This is a genomic window from Paenibacillus sacheonensis (assembly GCF_009909195.1).
Lineage (GTDB): Bacteria > Bacillota > Bacilli > Paenibacillales > Paenibacillaceae > Paenibacillus_Z > Paenibacillus_Z sacheonensis.
The window spans coordinates 91,608-110,712 of the sequence record NZ_JAAAMU010000015.1 but is presented as its reverse complement, the minus strand read 5'-3'; the positions used below and the strand labels follow the sequence as shown (position 1 = coordinate 110,712).

Genomic DNA, 19,105 nt, shown 5'->3' with positions numbered 1-19,105 from the left:
GGAACGGTTATTCCGCTTAAACTCGCAAAGGTACGCTCGCTTAATTGCGGTAAGCTTGCAAACCTTCATTTAACTTCCGCGTCGCCGCGTATACGTCTTGGTAGATGCGGAACAGTCCGCTGTAGGCGTCGACTGCTGCCGGATTCGGTTTGTATGCCGAAGCGCGCTTCACGAACAGCTCCGCGCAAGCCTCGAGGCTCTCGAACCAGCCGCACCCATATGCCGCAAGCATCGCCGCTCCCAGGCCCGGGCCTTGCTCGTTCTCGAGCGAAACGACCTCGGCGTCGAAGATATCCGCCTGCATCTGCAGCCACACCGGGTTGGACGCGCCGCCGCCGATCGAGATGATCGTATCGACCGTCTTGCCGGCTTCGCGGAACATCGCGACCGATTCGTTCAGCGAGAACGTGATGCCTTCCATGACCGCCCGGGCAAAATGAACCCGTTCATGCGAGCCGTCGATGCCGATGAAGCTTCCGCGAATGACGGAATCCGCATGCGGCGTCCGCTCGCCGACGAGATACGGCGTGAAGAGAAGACCTTTCGCGCCGGGCTTCACGTCGCCGACGCCCTGCAGCAGCTCGTCGAACGACTCGCCCTTGGCGAAGGCGCTCTTGAACCAGCTCAGGCTGTAGCCCGCCGCCAGCGTCACGCCCATGGCATAGAACGCGTTCTCCTTGCCGTGGTTGAAGAAATGGACTTTGCCGCGGAAATCGTTCGCGCTCGTCGCCTCATAAGAAAGGATGACGCCGGACGTACCGATGCTGCACATCGTCAGTCCTTCCTGCAGAATGCCCGATCCGATTGCGCCGCACGCATTGTCCGCGCCGCCCGCGAACACTTTCGTGCCCGCGTGCAGCCCGGCCGCTGCTGCCTGCTGCGGAAGCAGCGTGCCTGTCAGCTCATGCGATTCCACGAGCGGCGGAGCAAAGGATGCCGGCAGCGATACGGCGTCCAGCACCTCGCTGCTCCAGCGCTTGTTCGCCACGTCGAGCAGCAGCGTGCCCGCCGCGTCGGAGTAGTCCATGTGCAGCTCGCCCGTCAGGCGGTAGCGGACATAATCTTTCGGCAGCAGGAAAGAGACCGCCTGCGCGAAGATCTCCGGCTCATGCTTGCGCACCCATAGAATCTTCGGCAGCGTAAAACCCTCCAGCGCAGGATTGCGCGTAATCGTGAGCAGCAGCTCTTTGCCCAGCAGCTCCTCGATCTCGCGGCATTCCGCCGTCGTGCGCGTATCGTTCCACAGAATCGCCTTGCGGACGGGATTGCCCTCCGCGTCCAGCAGCACGAGCCCATGCATTTGACCCGAGAAGCTCAGTCCTTCGATCGCATCCGCGGCGATGCCGGCGTTAGCCGTCAGCTCGCGGAGCGCCTCGATCGTGCCGTTCACCCAATCGTCCGGACGCTGCTCGCTCCAGCCCGAATGTTCGTGAAACAGCGGATAATCTCGCGATGCTTCCGCGACGACCGTGCCGCTTCTGTCCAGAAGCAGCACCTTTACCGCGCTCGTGCCTAAGTCGACGCCGATGACGTATGACATTCCGAGTCCTCCTATACGCTGAAAATAATTTCGTTCAGCTGCAGTTTGATGCGTTCCAGGCGGCCGGACTCGTTCTTGATCACGTGGTTTTGCAGCGCGTATTGCTCAAGCGACGCCAGCGTAGCGCGGCCGGCAACGATCTCCGCGCCGATGCCTTCCTTGAAGCTCCGGTAACGGTTGTCGACGAAGCCGTCGATGACGTTCTGCTCGATCAGCTTCGCGGCTGCTTTCAAGCCCCAAGCATAGGTGTCCATGCCTGCGATATGCGCCAGGAACAAATCCTGGTCTTCGAAGGAAGCGCGGCGCACTTTCGCGTCGAAGTTGACGCCGCCCCGGCCGATGCCGCCGGCTTTGAGCACTTCGTACATCGTGAGCGTCGTCGATACGATGTCGGTCGGGAATTCGTCCGTATCCCAGCCGAGAAGCAGGTCGCCTTGGTTCGCGTCCAGCGAGCCCAGCATGCCGTTGATCGCCGCCGTGCGAAGCTCGTGCTCGAACGTATGGCCGGCAAGCGTCGCGTGGTTCGCTTCCAGGTTCAGCTTGAAGTGATCTTTCAAGCCGTACTTCTGCAGGAACGAGATCGTCGTCGCCGCGTCGAAATCGTATTGGTGCTTCGTCGGTTCTTTCGGCTTCGGCTCGATCAGGAATTGCGCGTCGAAGCCGATTTCCTTGGCGTAAGCAACGGCCATATGGAACAGGCGCGCCAAGTTGTCGAGCTCCAGCGCCATGTCGGTGTTAAGCAGCGTGTCGTAGCCTTCGCGGCCGCCCCAGAATACATAGTTCTCGGCGCCGAGACGTTTGCCGACTTCAAGGCTCTTCTTCAGCTGAGCGCCCGCATAAGCGAATACGTCCGCATTGGCCGTCGTGCCCGCGCCATGTACGAAGCGCGGGTTCGTGAACATGTTTGCCGTGTTCCACAGCAGCTTCGCGCCGGTATCCTTCATGCCTTGCTCCAGCAGGTCGGCGATAACGTCGAAGTTCTTGTTCGTCTCGGCCAGCGTGCTGCCTTCAGGCGCGACGTCGCGGTCGTGGAAGCAGTAGAACGGAATGCCGATCTTGCTCAGAAACTCGAAGTTCGCTTCGACGCGCATTTTCGCTTGGTCCATCTCGTTCGCGCTGTCCCAGCCGCGCACCGCCGTGCCTACGCCGAACGGATCGGCGCCGGAAGCCGTGAATGTATGCCAGTAAGCAACCGCGAAACGCAGATGCTCTTCCATCGTTTTGCCGAGCACGATCTCTTGCGGATTATAATGTTTGAATGCAAGCGGATTGTCGGAGCCTTTGCCTTCGAATGCGATTTTGCCGATGTTTTTAAAATAAGTCATGAACTCATATCCCTCCAGAAAGGTATGTCCGCGCCGTGATCCACGCGCTCCGCGATTGCGGAACCGCTTGAACCAGCAGCATCGGCGGTCGTAATGAAAACGTTCTTACGGCTATTCTAGCATCGCGAAACTTTGTTTGTCTAGTAAACAAAGAAAGTTTTTTCGTACGCGGCTAACCTATGGCGGCTCGCACTTTCGCGTGGTACAATCGTACCCATACATTCTTAAGGCATTCGGGGGCAGCAGACGAAATATGAAGCAAACCGGAGATTTGGCGCTCGTGAAGAAAATGAATACGGCCATCGTGCTGGACGCCGTGCTCCGCTACGCCCCGCTCTCTCGGGCTCAAATCTCGGAGCGCACGGGGCTGAACAAGGCGACGGTATCGAGCCTGGTGCTGGACCTGATCGATAACCACCTCGTGGCCGATCTCGGTCCGGGCGCATCCAGCGGCGGGCGCAAACCGAACCTGCTGGAGTTCCGTGCCAGCTCGGGTTACGCCGTCGGCATCGACCTCGGCGTCAATTATATCCGCGGCATTCTGACGGACCTCGAAGGCGGCGTCGTCGCCGAACATCGGCTGACGCTGAAGGCGCAGAACGTAGAGAGCGTCATACCGCGCCTGCTGGAATGCATCGAGACGCTGCGCGCGCGGATCCCCGCCTGCCCGTACGGCATGGTCGGCATCGGCATCGGCGTGCCGGGCCTTGTCAACGAAAGCGGCACGATTCTCTTCGCGCCCAATCTGTCCTGGCCGGAGGTCCCGCTTCGCACCATCGTAGAGGAACGCTTCGGCGTGCCGGTCACGATCGATAACGAAGCGAACGCCGGCGCCCAGGGCGAGCAGCGCTACGGCGCCGGACGGGGCATCGCCAATCAGATCTATGTCAGCGTCGGCATCGGCATCGGAACCGGCATGATTCTGAACAAGGAGCTGTACAAAGGAGCCGGCGGCTTCTCCGGCGAGCTCGGCCATCTGTCCATTCACGCGGACGGAAAACCGTGCCGCTGCGGCAATCAGGGCTGCTGGGAGCTGTATGCGTCGGAGAACGCGCTGCTCGAACAGTCCGCACCGTTAGGCTACCATGATCTCGACGCGCTGCTCGAAGCCGCTGGACGAGGCGAGCCGGAAGTGCTCGCATTGTTCGAACGGATCGGCGAAGCGCTCGGCGTCGGCATCGCGAATATCGTCAACGTCTTCAATCCCGACGTCGTCATCATCGGCAACGAAATGCGGCGCGCCGAAGCGTGGATCGAAGAAGCGGTCCAGCGCACCGTCGCCCGCAGGGCCTTGGCTCATCACCGCGGCAAGCTGCAGGTGCTGTTCGCGGAGCAGGGCGAGAAATCCGCGGTCCGCGGAGCCGCCTATTACGCGATTTCGGCTTTTCTGGGCAAGATGAAAGGAAGCGGCGTCTAACGGGCGCCGCTTCTTTTCATTTTGTTTGCGCCTTTTCATCAAGCGCACAAAGCTGCTGTAGTGCACAATTTCGGCTCAGCTTGCGCTCATCAGGTCCCAATAAGCTGCTGTAGCGCACAATTTCGACTCAGAGTGGGCTCATTCTGCTCCCAAAGATGCTGTAGCGCACGATTTTAGCTCACCTTAGGCACATCAGGCTCCCAAACCTGCTGTAGTGCACAATTTCGGCTCAGCTTGCGCTTATCAGGCTCATAAACCTGCGCTATTGCACAATTCCGGCTCAGCTTCGGCCCATCAAGCTCCCAAAGCTGCTGTAGTGCACAATTTCGGCTCACCTTCGACTCCTTCAGCTCCAAAAGCTGCTGTAGCGCACAATTCTGGCTCAGTTTGGCCTCACCAGGCTCCCAAAGCTGCACATTTGCACAATTTCAGCTTAGCTTGGGCTCATTCAGCTTCCAAAGCTGTTGTAGTGCACAATTTCAGCTCAGTTTGAGCTCACCAGGCACACAAAGCTGCACTAATGCACAATTCCAGCTCAGCATGCGCATTTGGCCGTTCTGCGGCCAATGTAGTGCACGGCTGCATCTCCTAGGCGCATTTAACCATCCGCATGCCGTCGAAATTCGCCATTCTCGAACTGTGCGTTCCCGAACAGGAGGTTGTCCGCCTTAACCTGATTCTCGCCGAAGCGCGGGGACTTCCGCGCGATGCGCGCCGGTTCATACAACGACAAGCACGAGCGGTCGCACCTCCGAAACCTCGGCAAACTGAAAAAAGCCCGCCCAATAATGGGCGAGCGAATGAAAGCACCTAAGAATTTCAGACCTCCAAAATAATCTTTCCGTGCGGCACCTCGCCGCGCACGAGGCTTGCGAAGCAGGCCGGACCGTCGGCAAGCGGACGTATCGTCGTCCAGCCTGCCTCGGTGACCTTGCCCGCAGCGAGCAGCTCCAGCGCATCGGCGAAGTCCTGCGGCGCGTAGCAGAAGGAGCCCAGCACCGTCGTCTCGCTGCGGATCATGTCGTTGACCGGGAGCACCGACTCGCCGCTGCCGAGGCCGATGTTCATGATTGTCCCGCCCGTGTTGACGATCCGCTTGGCCAGGCTGCGCGTGACGCTGAAGCCGGCGGCGTCGATGACGACATCGATGCCTTTCGGCCCGGACGCCTTCAGCATGGCCGCCACCGCATCCGCATCCGAGCTGTCGACGGCGCCGTCGAAGCCCAGCTCCGCGACATGCTTCAGACGCAGCGGGTTATTGTCGAGCACGAAGATTTTGCCGGCGCCGAGCAGCCGAGCCGAGAACGCGCTCAGCAGTCCGATCGCGCCTGCCCCAATGATGGCGACGTTGCCCATCGGTACAGTGGCCATTGCCCGGCGGGCGGCCCGCAGCGAACAGGCAAGCGGCTCCGTCAGCGAGGCGCGAAGATCCGTCAGCCCTTCCGGAATCCGCACGACTTGCGCCGCAGGCACCGCGATATGCTCCGCGTACGCGCCCGGCCGATGAATGCCGATGATTCGGCGGCGGTCGCACAGGTTGAATTGGCCGCGGATGCAGCGCGGGCAAGCGCCGCAGTGAATAAGCGGGTTCACGACCACGCGGTCGCCGAGCGCGAGTGCCGCCGTATTCTCCGACGATGCGCTTCCGCCCTCGCTTGATCCTGCCTCTGCGCTTTCGCCCGACCCCGAACCTCCGCCGAATCCGACGATCGTGCCGGAGAACTCATGCCCCATGAGCAGCGGCGGGTGCCGCAGACTGTTGTGACCCAAGTAGCCTTCCAGATCCGAGCCGCAAATGCCGACATGGCTCACTTTGATCAACACTTCGTTCGCTTCCGGTTCAGGCAGCGGATGGTCGATGACCGACATCCGTTCCGCTCCTGTCCACATGACCGCTTTCATGAACAGCCCCTCTTTCTCCTATTGTTCCTTCGCTTCTGCCGAAATTCCTTCGTTACATCGTCAATGAGCCGCCGTCGACGGCCAGATGCGCCCCCGTCACCCACTCCGCGTCCGGCGAAGCCAGGAAGAGGACGGCCTTGCCGAGGTCCTCCGGCAATCCGGCCCGCCCGAGAGGCAGCCTCGAGGTTATGCCCGCAACCGCGGCCTCCGTACGCTGATGCGCGTTGATATCCGTCCAGACGCCGCCGCACAGAATCGAATTGACGCGGATGCCGTACTTCCCGACTTCGTAAGCCATGGCGTTCGTCAGCGAATTGATGCCGCCTTTGCTGGAGGCGTAATGCACTTGATCGCGGCTTCCGCGGGCCGAAGTAACCGTGCTGATATTGACGATCGCCCCTCCGCCGTTCCTGCGCATGGCGGTCGCCGCGCGCTGCGAGCAGAAGAACGTGCCGCCCAGATTGACGTTGATCGTCCGGTGCCAAGTCTCCTCGTCGATATCGAAGAATCCGTTGAACGGACAGATGCCGGCATTATTGACCAGGATATCGATGCGTCCGTGCCGCTCCTCGATCCCGTCCATCATCCGATCTATGTCCGCTTTGACGCCGACGTCGGCCTGCGCGGCTTCCGCCCGGCCGCCCTTGCCCTGAATCCCCGCCACGACCTCGAGCGCCGCCGCCTCGTTGTTCGTATAATTGACGACTACGAAAGCGCCGGCTTCCGCCAATACGTGACTAATCCCTCTCCCAATGCCTCGGCTTCCGCCGGTAACGATGGCAATGCGGTCCTGCAGCTTGCCGCTCATGCGGGTTCCCCTCCGATTCTTCCATCTGGATACCGCTCCAATACGGCAGCGTCATGTCCCGTAAGCAGGATCGACGCTTCCCGTTTCAGGCGGCGAATCGCGGCCACGCTCTCTTCGGCACTCATGCCGAAGCCGATCGGGTGCTCGCGCTCGAAATTCTCGTACAAGAAAGCAACGTCTCCGCTGATCGCCGCTCTTCCTTGATGCGTGTCGATCAGGACGGCCTGCGAGCAGCGGGTATGCCCGCCGGTTCGGAAGACCGACAACCCCGGCATGATCTCGGCTTCGTCGTCCAGCAGCCGAAGCCGGCCGCCCATCTCCCGTTCCATGTAGCGCAGCAGCGGATGCGGAAACGAATCGAAGATCGGGTATTCCCGCCGAAGCGCGAATTCCCAGCCTCGCCGGTTCACATAGATGTCCGCTTCCGCGAACAGCGGAATATTCGCGACATGGTCGTAGTGCAAATGCGTCAGGATGACCGTATCGATGTCCGCCGGTCGCAAGCCGCATGTCTGCAGCTGCGCGATCGTATCCTCGCCTTCGCCGACGGGAAAGCCGGATTGGCTGCCTTGGTGAAGCGCCAGGAACGCCTCTCCGTAAGATCCGAAGTCCAACTGATGGGAGCCGCCCATGCCGGTATCGACCAGGATATTTCGTCCGTTCCCCTGTACGAGCCAAAAATAACAATTCACGTCCAGCTCTTCGCCGAATCCGTCCATAAACAAGAAGACGGGCTTAGGCGCGCGATGCGAGGCCGTCTTGAAGCATCGAATGCTGTACCTGCAGCGGCTCATTCGGCATCCTCCTTACTTCAGTTCATCGAGTAGGTCCAGCGCGCCTTCGCGCAGCCGGATGCCGGCGCCGATCTCTTCCGGCAGCCCGAACCAGCCATCCTTCGGCAATTGCACGCCCTCGAACACGGGATCGAAGTTCGTCCGGTCGGCGCCGTGAATATAGGCGAATTCGGCATAAGGGATATTCACTTGCGAGAATACCAAATGCAGCGCCCACGGCTGAAGTCCGCCCGCATGCGGGATGACAGGCAGATGGGCCGCGGAAGCCATCGCGCAGATTTTCTTCGCTTCGCTGACGCCGCCGACCCAGCAAATATCAGGCTGCAGGATTTGGGCCGCACCGCAGTCGATCAGCTGCTTATAGCCGTAACGGGTATACTCATGCTCCCCCGTCGCGATCGCGGACGATGTGACCTTGCGGTTGATCTCCGCATAGCCCGCATAATCGTCCGGCGGCAGCGTTTCCTCGATCCATTTCACCCGGTACGGGGCAACCAGCTCTGCCATTCGGATCGTATAGTCCACGTTCCAGGCCATGTAGCAGTCCAGCATGATTTCCATGTCCGGGCCTAGAATTTCCCTCGTCTCCGCCACCAAAGCCGCATTGCGCTTCATGCCCTCCCAGCCGGAGGACGGTCCGTACGGCATCGCCAGCTTCTGGCCCATATACCCGCGGTCCTTGATCAGCTTGGATTCGTTGCCGGTGACGTAAGCCTGCACCTTGTCCTTGGTCGCGCCGCCCAGGCTCATGTAGAGGGGCTCGCTGCGGGCTTTCGACACCAGGTCCCACAGGGCAAGATCCACGGCGGAGACCGCCATGATCGGAATGCCTTTGCGGCCGTAGGGCAGCGTAATCTTGAACATCATGTCCCACAGCTTCTCGATGTCGCGAGGATCCTTGCCGATGAGAATCCGGCGAATATGCTCGTGGATGATGGAAGCCGTCGCCATGCCGCCGGTGCTTTCCCCTAAGCCTTCGATGCCGTTGTCGGCGATGATTTGGACGATGACCCGCCCGCCCATCCCAAGCCAGCTGGACCTGCGGTCCGTGTATTCCGGATAGTTCGACATCGGATTGGCGATAACCGTCTCCGACAGCCATGAGCCGCCCTCCGAAGCAGCGCCCTGTTTTAAGAGCAGGGCGTGCGCCTTACCCCCATTGACGATGAATACGCGAACGTCTTGGATTTTCATGCCGCAACCTCCTCGATGGAATCAAATCGGTCGGCAGGTCATGAGCCTGCGGTCGTCGTCGCGCCTCTCGTTACGCCGAATATTCGGCCTTCGTAACGGAAACGATCTTCAGCGGATAACGGTTTTCGTCCTTTATCTCCACCGTATACCCTTCCGGAATAGCAGCTTCGCCGGCAAGACTGCCGTCTTCGACGCGCCGCCAGGCGAGCTTGATGCTGCCTCCGCCCGCGAGCGGGATCTCGGCTTCCGCCCAGTCCGCTTCCGGTGCCGGAGCGCTCAAGCGAATAACGCCTCGACCTGCGGCGGATACGTCGACGCCGAGCAGCAGGCGGTGCAGCATGTAGCCCGGCGACGCTCCCCACGCGTGGCATAGGCTGTTCGGTATGCCTTCGACCATGTACGTAGGCGTATGTCCTTGATACGTGCTCGGAATCGTGACGAACGGCAGCGTCGCGTCGAACGTCTCCCACCATGTCGTTGCCCCGCGCGCCAGCATCTCGCCCCAGTAGCCGCGAATAAGCGCGATCGCCTGCTCCGCTCGTCCCGCTTGCTCCAGCACCTCCAGCACGATGTGCTGGAAGAATGGACCTCGGACCGGCGGCAGCGCGCCGGCCGCATAGACATCGTCCAAGAAACGGTCCCGCTCCTCGCCGCTCATGAGCCCGCTCCAGATCGCCAGAAAGTTCGTCTGCAGCGAGAAATGCTTCGACCGCTCCGTGCCGACCAGGCAATCGATGTACATGCCGCGCTCCGAATGCCACAGCCATCTCCGAATGTCCGCGCGCAGCTTCTCGGCGCGCGCAAGCGTCTCTTGGACTGCCGCATCGCCGGCTCCGAGCTCGGCTTGAATACGCGCATATAGTTGAAGCGCCTTATAATAGACGAACGAAATGCCCGATACGTGGTCCCGGCGGTCGATATCGTCGCTCCAGTCGATGAAGCACCACCAGCCGCTGCGGTCCGCCCTGGCGAAGAGTCCGGTCTCGTCCTCCTCGCTTTGCGCGCGGAACCAATTCATCAGCCGGTCGATGGCGGGGGCCAGCTCCTCCAAGATGGTACGGTCGCCGCTGTACTGCCAGTAATCGTACACGCCGAGCAGCCAATAGGCGCAGAAGTCGGGCAGCAGCATCCCGTTCGTTTCCGGTCCCGTACCGGGAATGGAGCCGTCGGGCTTTTGAATTCTCGCGCCTTGCACCAGGCATTTGCGCATGAGGGCGGTATCGGCATAGTTGGCGTAAATGATTTTGCCCATCACGACGCCGTCCACGACCCACAACGATTTCTCCCGCCACGGGCAATCTTCCGTATGGTCCTGGCTGTTCATGCGGGTCGTCGTAAGACTGACCTGCCATATATTTTGCAGCAGCTCATCGTCCGTCGAGAAAGCGGCTTCCTCCCGGAACGGATAGCCGACCTGATCGACATGCAGGGACAGCAGCTCCGCAGGCTGCGGCGAGGCGGCAAGCATCAGCTTCATGAACCGGAAGGCGCGCCGGCCGAAGGTCCGCAAGCGCTGCTTGCCCGGCCGAAGCACGAACGTATCCACTTCCTGCAGCTCCAGCGACTCGCCGTAGGCGATCCGAAGCACGCCTCCTTGCGCGGCGTCCAGCTCCAGCACGGGGTAGCCGACGGTCTCGCTGCCGAAGTCGTACACGATCGCCGGCATCGCGCCGGGGGCGGAAGCATCCAGGAAAACCGGATTAGACGCGGCAGGAAACTCCCCCGTCACGCGGCCGAAGTTATCCTCCCTTCGAATGACGCCCGTCGCTTCGCGGCGCTCGATGCCGAGGAACGGAATTTCGCGCGGCAGCAAGCGCGGCCACGGGCTGGCGGGATCAAGCGCGGCCGCGCGCACGATCGCTCGTTCCCAACCGGAATCGTCGTAGCCCTGCCCGCGAAACCCGTCATCGCCGAGCGCCGTGTAAATTTCCTTGAAGCCGCTCCACCTGCTGATCCGTTCGTTGCTCGTGAGGTAACGGGGCGACTTCCGGCAGCGCCAAGACGCATCGGTGGCAGCGATCACTTCGCCGTTATCGAACTCCGCCTGCAGCAGGAAGCCGGCTTCCCCCTGCATCTGGCCCGTGACGATGTCTTTCTCCCCGAAATGGTACGCCACGACGGCAATGACGTTCTCGCCTTCCTCCAGCCGAACTTGCCCTGCGTACGTGTCGTAATATTGATAATCCGGCGAGCAGGGCGACGGACCTCTCCCGATAAACCGGTCATTGACGTACAATTCGTAAGCTTGGCAGGCCGTCACGTGCAAACGGCATGTTCTCCCTGCTTCCGCGGCCCCGGCCTCAAGCACCGTCCGAAATTCGACGTACGTGTTCGGCGTATCCTGCAATCCTTCGGCCCAAATCCAAGCGGCGCTCCATTTCATTCTTGTTTCTCCCTTCTAGTCGTTCGAAAACGGCCGGATCCTATGAAATCGCTGTCATTTGGAGAAAGTACAAATAGCCCGCGTGGACGCATCCCCAATCAATGATGTTCGAAGCAAATTCCCGAACCGATCGATAATTGGCTGTTTCGCATACGTCCAGCAAGCAGGATTTGCAATCTTGCAATTAAGCTGTTTCATGGTCCGTTAATTCAATTTAAGAATACTATTCCTTCCGGCTTCTTTCAATATAGTATGGAAAAATTATTTTTAGTATACGTTTATGCGCGAACATTGACAGCGGCAGTGCTTTTCCGGACGAGCAGCTTCGGAACGATCTCCTCTTTGACGAAATGCTCCTCGATCTCCCGCTCGCTCCATGGCCTCAGCAGCAACTCGACGGCGCGGCGTCCCATCCGTTCCGTGTTCTGATGAACGGTCGTGAGCGCCGGCGAAGAATACCGGCTTTGCACGACGTCATCGTAACCGACGATGCTCAGGTCCGCGGGTATGGACAGTCCGCGTTCCTTGCCCGCACGCATGGCGCCGAAAGCCTTGTAATCGCTCGTCGCGAAGATCGCCGTCGGAGGCTGTGCAAGCGCCAAGAGCTGCATGGCACCGTTATAGCCCATTTCCTCCAGCTCCTCGAGCGCCTCCATAACCGTTACGAGCGACTCGTCGAACGGTATGCCGTGCTGCGACAAGGCCAGCTTATAGCCCTGCAGGCGAAGCATGAATTCTTGGTTGATGTCGAACAGGGACCGTCCGGTGACGATGATGCCGATTCTCTTATGCCCCAGCGATATGAGATGCTCGGTAGCCAAGTACCCGCCCGTCAAATTATCGACGATGACGTATGGGATTTGCAGCTGCGGAAAATAGAAATGCGCCAGCACCATCCGCAGGCCGGCTTCCTTCCAGGCCTTCAGCCTGGCGATCGTCACGCCGTTCTCCTGCTCCACCCCGGGAAGCACGATGGCGCCTACGGAATCATTCACTTCGAGCTCGACGTTATCCGCGATATCGAACAGCTGGAATTCGATGCCGTTCTCCTCGCACACCGCGTGAATGCCCGTGATGAAATTGGAATAGAACGGATGATTGAACAGATGCGGCGGAGCGGAGGGATGGACGAGCAGAATCTGCTTCAGCTTGACCTGCTCGTCCTTCTCCTGATCCGGAAGCGCGTCCCGCAGCTGAATGAACGTCCCCTTCCCCCGGATGCGGACGACCAGCCCCTCTCCCGCCAGCTCGCTCAGCGCCCGGCGCGACGTGATTTCGCTCGTATCGTACAGCCTGGCCAGCTCGATCTGCGTCGGGATCGAGTCCCCCTCTTTAAGCTCGCCATTATGGATCTTCGACTTAATGTCCTCGACGATGGATTTGTACAACGGCATCGTATCTTTCATGCTCGAACCCTCTCCGATCTGATCTACCTGCAGAAACCTATATACTTTGCAATCATTACCTTCATTATAGAGTATACTTAACAAAAAGAAAACAGATCGTACGCGAGCAATAACGCTTCTTGCCCGATCAGCCCCCTCTCGGCGGAAAGGGGGCTTCGGCTTCATGCCTCTATGGCGTATTGCTCAGCAAAATGTAGTCCACGTTCATCGTGCCCGTCGTCGAGATCGGATCGAATCGCAGCTGCTTGATCGTGCCGGTCCAGCCGGCCACGGTACCCATGTCGATCGTATATTCCGTATAGCCGCCCATGGAGGCGCCGGTGGTGAACGTTTTGGACTTCGCCTCGTTGTACGTCCCGTCGGCATTCGTAATGAAGAAGAACTTGCCGCCCGTGTCGGTCGTGTTATTCTTCAGCTTGATCTTGATGTATCGGTACGAGGCCGCGACGTTCAAATTATTCGGGCCGATCGTATACGGATCGCCGCCGGTCGACGTCAATGTCCAGATCCCGCCGCTGACGCTGCTGCCGATCTGATTCGTGTCCGACCAGCCTTCCTTGTTCCCCGCTGTGTTGAAATCCCATTGCGCCGCGATGCTCGAAGCCGTATAGGCGACTGCCGGCGACCAGCTCACGCTGTCGTAGACGTTGTCTCCCGCGGCGCCGCTCGTAATCTCGAAGCGGATCTCGTCGCCCGCGGCGACCGTCACGCCGTCCAGATTCGATTCGTAGCCGAAGCGGTCGTTGTACGCGACCGTGCGGTCGCCGCCCGACGGCCAGATGCGCGTGCCGTTCTTCGTGATGCGGGCGATGACGCCGTCTCCGCCTTGAATGGCCGTCTTGAGGACGCGGCCGCGGATGCTGACCGTGCCTGCGACGGGGGCGGTCCAGGCGCGGGCGATGATTTTGCCGCCGCCCGGTTCGGGATGCATGCCGAATTGCGATACTTGCGGCACGTTAACGGTCGAAGACGGTTGCCAGATGCTGCCCGCCGCGTCGTAATAGCCCAGATTGCTCCACGCCGTCCCGTTATAGGATTTGTACGTCCAATTGCTCGCCCCCTGGGAGGAGCCGAACTGCTTGGCGGAATGGTAAATGCCTGCCGCGTTGGTGATCGGAATATTGTTGGTCAACGTAAACCCGCTGTAATTGGCGCCGTCCTGATACAGGAAGTTGTTCGGCTCCGAATACAAATTGTCGCGGATCGTGCCGCTCGGCGTATCCGAATTGCCCGCCCGGCGGAATGAGCCGCTGCCGTTATTGATGAAAATATTGCCCGCCGCGACGCTGTTGGTCTCGAGTCCGAGCCCCGGATGGATGGCCAGGTAAGAAATGCCCGCTCCGGCATTGCCGGCAATGTAGTTGTTATTGATCTGCAGGTTGTCGGTGCAGCATTCGTAGTCGAACGCCACCATGTCCGGGGAAGACGTGTTCGGCACGTTCTGGAACATGCTGTTCATGATGTAGGAGTCGCTGACGAACGCGATATAGATCGCCGCCGTTCCGGTATCGGAGTGGCAGCCGCCTTCGCCGTCCAGGTTGGAGTTGATGAGCGTCAAATAGCGGACGGACGTCAACCGCATGCCGTCGTCGCAGCCCGTTCCGCCTCCCGCGTTGTCGTTGTGGAAATTAAGATTGTTCATGAGGACGTGCTCGGCCGCTTTATGGCCGCCGCTCACGTTCATGTAGCCCGAGTTATACCAATCGATGGAGATGGTGTCGAGGTTGTGATAGCCTTCGATGGTATCGAACGTGACGTTGTTGACGATATAGGTGCTCGCCGGATTGGAGGAAGTGAACGTCTTGGAGGTAAATTCGATGCCGGCGGAGTTCCAGATCGCGTCGCCCGTGGAATCGTTGCCGCTTCCGGAGCCTTGGTGGATGCCGTAAATATCGTGGAAATACAGGTTGGTAAAACTCAGATCTTCATGGCCTGCGGTGGAGAACGTCACGAGGATGCCCGTTCCGGCGCTGCCGATTTCCAAATTGTTGATTTTCCAGTAGCTGGGGTTCGTAAGCTTGATGGCGCGGTCGGCTTGGCTGCCGGAGCGGATGATCTTCGCTTTGGCCGTGCCGCCGTAAGAGTCGATCGTGATGTAATTCGAGGAATTGCCTTGCCCGGCGACGGTCATCTGCTGGTTGCACGTGACGCCGCTCTTCAGGAGAACGCGGTCGCCCGCGCTGAGCGTTCCGATGCCGTTGATCGCGTTGAAGCTGTTGTACGGGGACACCTGCGTCCCGGATCCGTTCGTTCCCGCGGAGCAGTCCACGTAGTAATCGGCGGCATGTGCCTTTGCCGTCAAGACGAACATGCAGCAGCCAAGGACGAACGCGAATAAAGCGGCTTTGAGCAGAAAGGCTTTCTTTCGATGTACAGGGTTCGTGCGGAACATTGGAGTGCCATCCGGTTGGAAGGCCACGGTCGGTCCGAGCGTCATTCTTCTCCCTCATCTCTTTGAGAATCGTCTCACGCATTTCAGTAAGCGTTTTCAAAAGGTCTGAATACGAAGATGTGCTGTCCTATTCTTCCGTTGTCCAGGACGGAATTACATGACTCGCCTCCTTTCTGCAGCCGGATATTTAAGTATACTAAATTTTCCAAATATCCGCTTATCCATACTTTACCACGTCGGTTTTCAATTTTAAATATACTTTGCTAAATAATCTCGCCGCGCCGCCCTTCCTACTGCGGGACTAATCTGCTTCATAGGAATCCAACCATTCCATAAACTCCCGCTAGCAGATTCCTCTATCATTCATGGCGCTTTTTTGATACTGTTCTTTGTACATAACACCTATCTGACAGGCAGGCGGGGTGAAACCATGAAAGCATTCATCAGCTTCAAGCAGAAACTGATCATTACGTATGTCGTCTTTATCGTGCTTCCCCTGACCGTTCTGGGTTTCGGCGCTTATTATTTGTACAGCCAGGCGATGGAGAACAAGCTGAGCGATTTCGCCGAACAGGTCGCGGTCAGTACCTCTTCCAATATCGAAAGCTACATCCAAGAGCTCGAGAAGTTCACGCTGCAGCCGTATTATAACCGCGATCTTCAGGATCTGCTGACGCTCGAGAAGCCTTCGGACCCTTCCGAGGAACTGGAGAAGAAGGAGACGATCGAGAAGAACTTCAGCCTGTGGCAGTCGCAGCGCGAAAGCGTGCAGGGAATCTATTATTACGACCTGCCGGGCACGACGGCGCATCCGCAGATCTATAACCAGGGTTACCTGCCTCCCAGCTTTACGGTAGAGATGATGCCGTGGTATGCGGACTTCAGCGAGTCAAGCGAGAACTTGACCTTTCTCAGCCTCCACCGGCCTCCCTTCGGCGACGCCAACGAGGCAAAGAGCCGGCAGCCCGTCTTCTCGCTGGTGCGCAAAATCTACAAGTCGACGACGATGCTGGAATATGCCGGCTATTACGAGGTCGATTTCAGGCTCGACGATATCAAACGCATCATGGATTCGGTGAATTTGGGCGAGAACGGCTCCTTCTTCATCATGGACGGCAATCAGCAGATCATCTACGCCAACGATGCGATCGACGAACAGCTGCTGGCCAATCTTCCGGAGATATCGAAGGATCAGCAGGGCAAGCAGCGGCTGACCATCGGCAGCAAGAAGAACATCGTCGTGTACAGCAAGGTGGGGCAATACGGGTGGACCGTCGTCGGGGACGTTCCGGTCGTGCAGATCGTCTCCGGCAACAACGGCGTGCGCAATTCGATGATTCTGCTCGGCTTGGTCTGCATCGCCTTCGCCATCCTGCTCTCCACCTTGAGCTCGATTCAGATCACGAAGCCGATCTACCGGTTGATCGCGCTCATCAAGCGCGTGGAGATGGAAGACTTCCATATCGAATACGCCAATCCGCCGCGCAACGAAATCGGCCATCTGATCCGAAGCATCATCCGCATGAGCCGCAAGCTCGACGAGACGATCCGCAACCTGTACCAAGCGGAGATCTTCCGCAAGGAGAGCGAGCTGCAGGCGCTGAAGTCGCAGATCAATCCGCATTTCCTGTTCAATACGCTCGAGACCATCAAGATGAAGGCCGAGATCGACGAGGCCGATTCGACCGTCGAGATGATCACGTCGCTGGGCAAGCTGGTGAAATCGTCGATATACCGCGGCAGCGACTTCATTACGTTCCGGGAAGAACGCGAATACCTAACGAGCTATTTCCACATTCAGGAAGGCCGTTATGCCACCCGCTTCGATATGTCCGTCAACGTGGAAGATTCGCTGCTCGATCACTACCTGCCCAAGCTCTTGATCCAGCCGCTCATCGAGAACGCGTTCTATCACGGGCTGGAGCTGAAGCAGGGCAAAGGAAAACTGGCCGTCGCGATTCGCCGCGAGCAGGATACCGTCATCGTGCAGGTGACCGACGACGGCCTCGGCATCTCCGCCGAACGTCTGGAGCAGTTGAACGAGCAGTTCAGGAGCGCGATGTCCGGCGTGGCGAGATCCGGCAGCAGCGTCGGCTTGGCCAACGTGCATGCCCGCATGCAGCTCTATTTCGGAAGCGGATACACCATGTCGATCGACAGCGAGCCGGGCGTCGGCACCGAAATCACGCTCGTCCTCCCCACCATTCGCAGCGAAAGCGAGGTTAACATCTATGTATCGCGTCATACTCGTGGATGATGAGGCCATCATTCGGCAAGGCATCAAAAAGATCATTCAACGCTTCGCTCCGGATTGGGAAGTCGTCGGCGAAGCGGAAGACGGCGTCTCCGGCCTGCAGCAGATTTTCCGGTTACAGCCGGATTTGGTTATCCTTGATTTTCGGATGCCCGGCCTGAACGGGCTGGAATGCTGCGAACGGATCGCGGGCCAGTCCCCGCGCATCCATCGGATCATCTTGACCGCCTATCAGGATTTCCAGCTGGCCAAGCAGGCGATCCAGCACGGCGTGATGGGCTTCATCACCAAGCCGCTCGATCGTTCCGAACTGCTGGACACGCTGGCGAAAGCGCAGGCGCTCGTGGACCGCGAACGGGAGGAGCAAGCCCAGATGAGCCTGCTTCGGCATACGGTCCGCAAGGCGGCTCCCTTGGCGCAGCAATTGTACGTGCAGCATTTTCTGATGGGGCACGACATCAACGATCTCGAGCAGTTCATCGTCGATTCGGGCTACAGCCTGCCCTTCAAGCCGGACAGCGACCACGTCATCCTGCTCGCCGTAAGTCCGGATTGGATCGAGAAGGATGCGTTCACCGCCTTCGACATCGAGCTCTTCCTGTACGCGCTGACCAAATTCGTCCAAGAATGGGCGGCCGACCGGCCGCAGAGCTTCGTCCTGCAGGACCATGCCGGGCAAATCGTCGTCATTCTTAACTTCGACCGCGACCGGTCCGCCGGCGCGACCAGCCAAGCTTCCGAGCTTGCGGACAAGCTGCGGGCGGACATCTTCGCCTGCTTCAAACGGACGGTTACGATCGGCATGAGCCGCATCCGCCCCTTCTTGGAAACGCCGAGCGCCTATCAAGAGGCTTCGCTCGCCGTCACGTACCGTTTCGTGCATGGCGGCGATCAAGTGCTCTCGCCCGCCAAGCTCGATGCGACCCGGCAGCTGCCCGTCCGGCTGCTCGAGCAGATGGAGTCGTCGCTCGCGCTGCTGATGCAAGGCAGCGAAGACGCCGCTTACGATGCCCTTGACCAAGCCGTCGCCGCCGAACCGATCGGCCCCGACCAGCTGAAACAGGCCATCGTGCACTATATGCTCCGCCTCGCCGTACAGATGAAGCAGATGGACCTGGACGTGGGCGAGACAAGCGGCAAATCGCTGCAAGCGTGGCTGTCCGAGTTGGAATGCACGACGACCCGCGATTCCCTGATGGGCAAGATCAAGGTCATGATCCACGAGCTTTGCCAATCCATCCTCAAGGAACGCAGCATGCTGGATCTGAGATCGGCGGAGAAAGCGAAGCAGTACGTCAGAGATTACCTCTCCGAAGGGGTCAGCCTGCAGGCGGCCGCCGACCATATGGGCATGAACGCCAGCTATTTCAGCCGCTGGTTCAAATATGCGACCAACCGGAATTTCGTTGATTTCCTCAAGGAATGCCGCATCGGGAAGGCCAAGGAACTGCTCCAGCAAGGATCTTTCACCCTGCAGGAGATCAGCGCCCTGATCGGGTATGCCGACGTGAAGCATTTTCACCGCGTGTTCAAGGAGCTGACCGGCTATACGCCGTCGGAGTACAAGAAGCATTTTCAATAAACGGATCGGCGAAGTAAAAAATACCTACCGATAGTAAAATCTACCCCTCTATAACTACGTTCCCGCCTCATCTACACTTAGAACTAGATCATGAATGCGCTTTCTAAA

Annotated in this window: 12 protein-coding genes; 3 read left to right on the top strand and 9 right to left on the bottom strand. The window is 59.1% G+C overall.

Annotated features, from left to right (window positions below; all coding sequences use genetic code 11):
• Positions 1 to 40: 40 nt before the first annotated feature.
• Both xylB and xylA read right to left on the bottom strand, forming a co-directional pair.
• Positions 41 to 1,540, bottom strand: a complete 1,500-nt coding sequence (xylB, locus tag GT003_RS23630; RefSeq protein ID WP_161702534.1) for a xylulokinase — start codon at positions 1,538 to 1,540, stop codon at positions 41 to 43.
• An 11-nt stretch (positions 1,541 to 1,551) separates the two neighbouring features.
• Positions 1,552 to 2,865 carry a xylose isomerase gene (gene xylA, locus GT003_RS23625; RefSeq protein WP_161702532.1) on the bottom strand — a complete coding sequence of 438 codons (1,314 nt, stop codon included), beginning with the start codon at positions 2,863 to 2,865 and terminating at the stop codon, positions 1,552 to 1,554.
• 253 nt (positions 2,866 to 3,118) lie between these two features.
• Between xylA and GT003_RS23620 the strand changes: the two genes are divergently transcribed.
• Complete coding sequence (locus tag GT003_RS23620; protein WP_161702530.1) at positions 3,119 to 4,282, top strand: ROK family transcriptional regulator; 1,164 nt, start codon at positions 3,119 to 3,121, stop codon at positions 4,280 to 4,282.
• Positions 4,283 to 5,101: 819 nt separating this feature from the next.
• On the opposite strand, the gene GT003_RS23615 is transcribed toward GT003_RS23620, so the two are convergent.
• The 7 genes from GT003_RS23615 to GT003_RS23585 form a co-directional block, all read right to left on the bottom strand.
• Positions 5,102 to 6,184, bottom strand: a complete 1,083-nt coding sequence (locus GT003_RS23615; protein ID WP_161702528.1) for a zinc-dependent alcohol dehydrogenase — start codon at positions 6,182 to 6,184, stop codon at positions 5,102 to 5,104.
• A gap of 52 nt (positions 6,185 to 6,236) precedes the next feature.
• Complete coding sequence (locus GT003_RS23610) at positions 6,237 to 6,992, bottom strand: SDR family NAD(P)-dependent oxidoreductase (RefSeq protein WP_161702526.1); 756 nt, start codon at positions 6,990 to 6,992, stop codon at positions 6,237 to 6,239.
• Complete coding sequence (locus GT003_RS23605; RefSeq protein WP_161702524.1) at positions 6,989 to 7,786, bottom strand: N-acyl homoserine lactonase family protein; 798 nt, start codon at positions 7,784 to 7,786, stop codon at positions 6,989 to 6,991. The genes GT003_RS23610 and GT003_RS23605 overlap by 4 nt, the downstream gene beginning before the upstream one ends.
• A 12-nt stretch (positions 7,787 to 7,798) precedes the next feature.
• Positions 7,799 to 8,980 (bottom strand): enolase C-terminal domain-like protein, encoded by a 1,182-nt coding sequence (locus GT003_RS23600; RefSeq protein ID WP_161702522.1) that lies wholly within the window; start codon positions 8,978 to 8,980, stop codon positions 7,799 to 7,801.
• 70 nt (positions 8,981 to 9,050) lie between these two features.
• Positions 9,051 to 11,363 (bottom strand): alpha-L-rhamnosidase-related protein, encoded by a 2,313-nt coding sequence (locus GT003_RS23595; RefSeq protein ID WP_161702520.1) that lies wholly within the window; start codon positions 11,361 to 11,363, stop codon positions 9,051 to 9,053.
• 278 nt (positions 11,364 to 11,641) lie between these two features.
• Positions 11,642 to 12,769: a GntR family transcriptional regulator gene (locus GT003_RS23590; protein ID WP_161702518.1), complete on the bottom strand. Its 1,128-nt coding sequence runs from the start codon at positions 12,767 to 12,769 to the stop codon at positions 11,642 to 11,644.
• Positions 12,770 to 12,938: 169 nt separating this feature from the next.
• Positions 12,939 to 15,206 (bottom strand): hypothetical protein, encoded by a 2,268-nt coding sequence (locus GT003_RS23585; RefSeq protein WP_161702516.1) that lies wholly within the window; start codon positions 15,204 to 15,206, stop codon positions 12,939 to 12,941.
• Positions 15,207 to 15,591: 385 nt separating this feature from the next.
• Here GT003_RS23585 and GT003_RS23580 point away from each other — a divergent pair, with 385 nt between their 5' ends.
• Both GT003_RS23580 and GT003_RS23575 read left to right on the top strand, forming a co-directional pair.
• Positions 15,592 to 17,418, top strand: a complete 1,827-nt coding sequence (locus GT003_RS23580) for a sensor histidine kinase (RefSeq protein ID WP_161702514.1) — start codon at positions 15,592 to 15,594, stop codon at positions 17,416 to 17,418.
• A complete protein-coding gene (locus tag GT003_RS23575) occupies positions 17,393 to 18,997 on the top strand; it encodes a response regulator transcription factor (protein ID WP_161702512.1) in 1,605 nt (534 codons plus the stop codon). Before GT003_RS23580 ends, GT003_RS23575 begins: the two co-directional genes overlap by 26 nt.
• Positions 18,998 to 19,105: the final 108 nt, after the last annotated feature.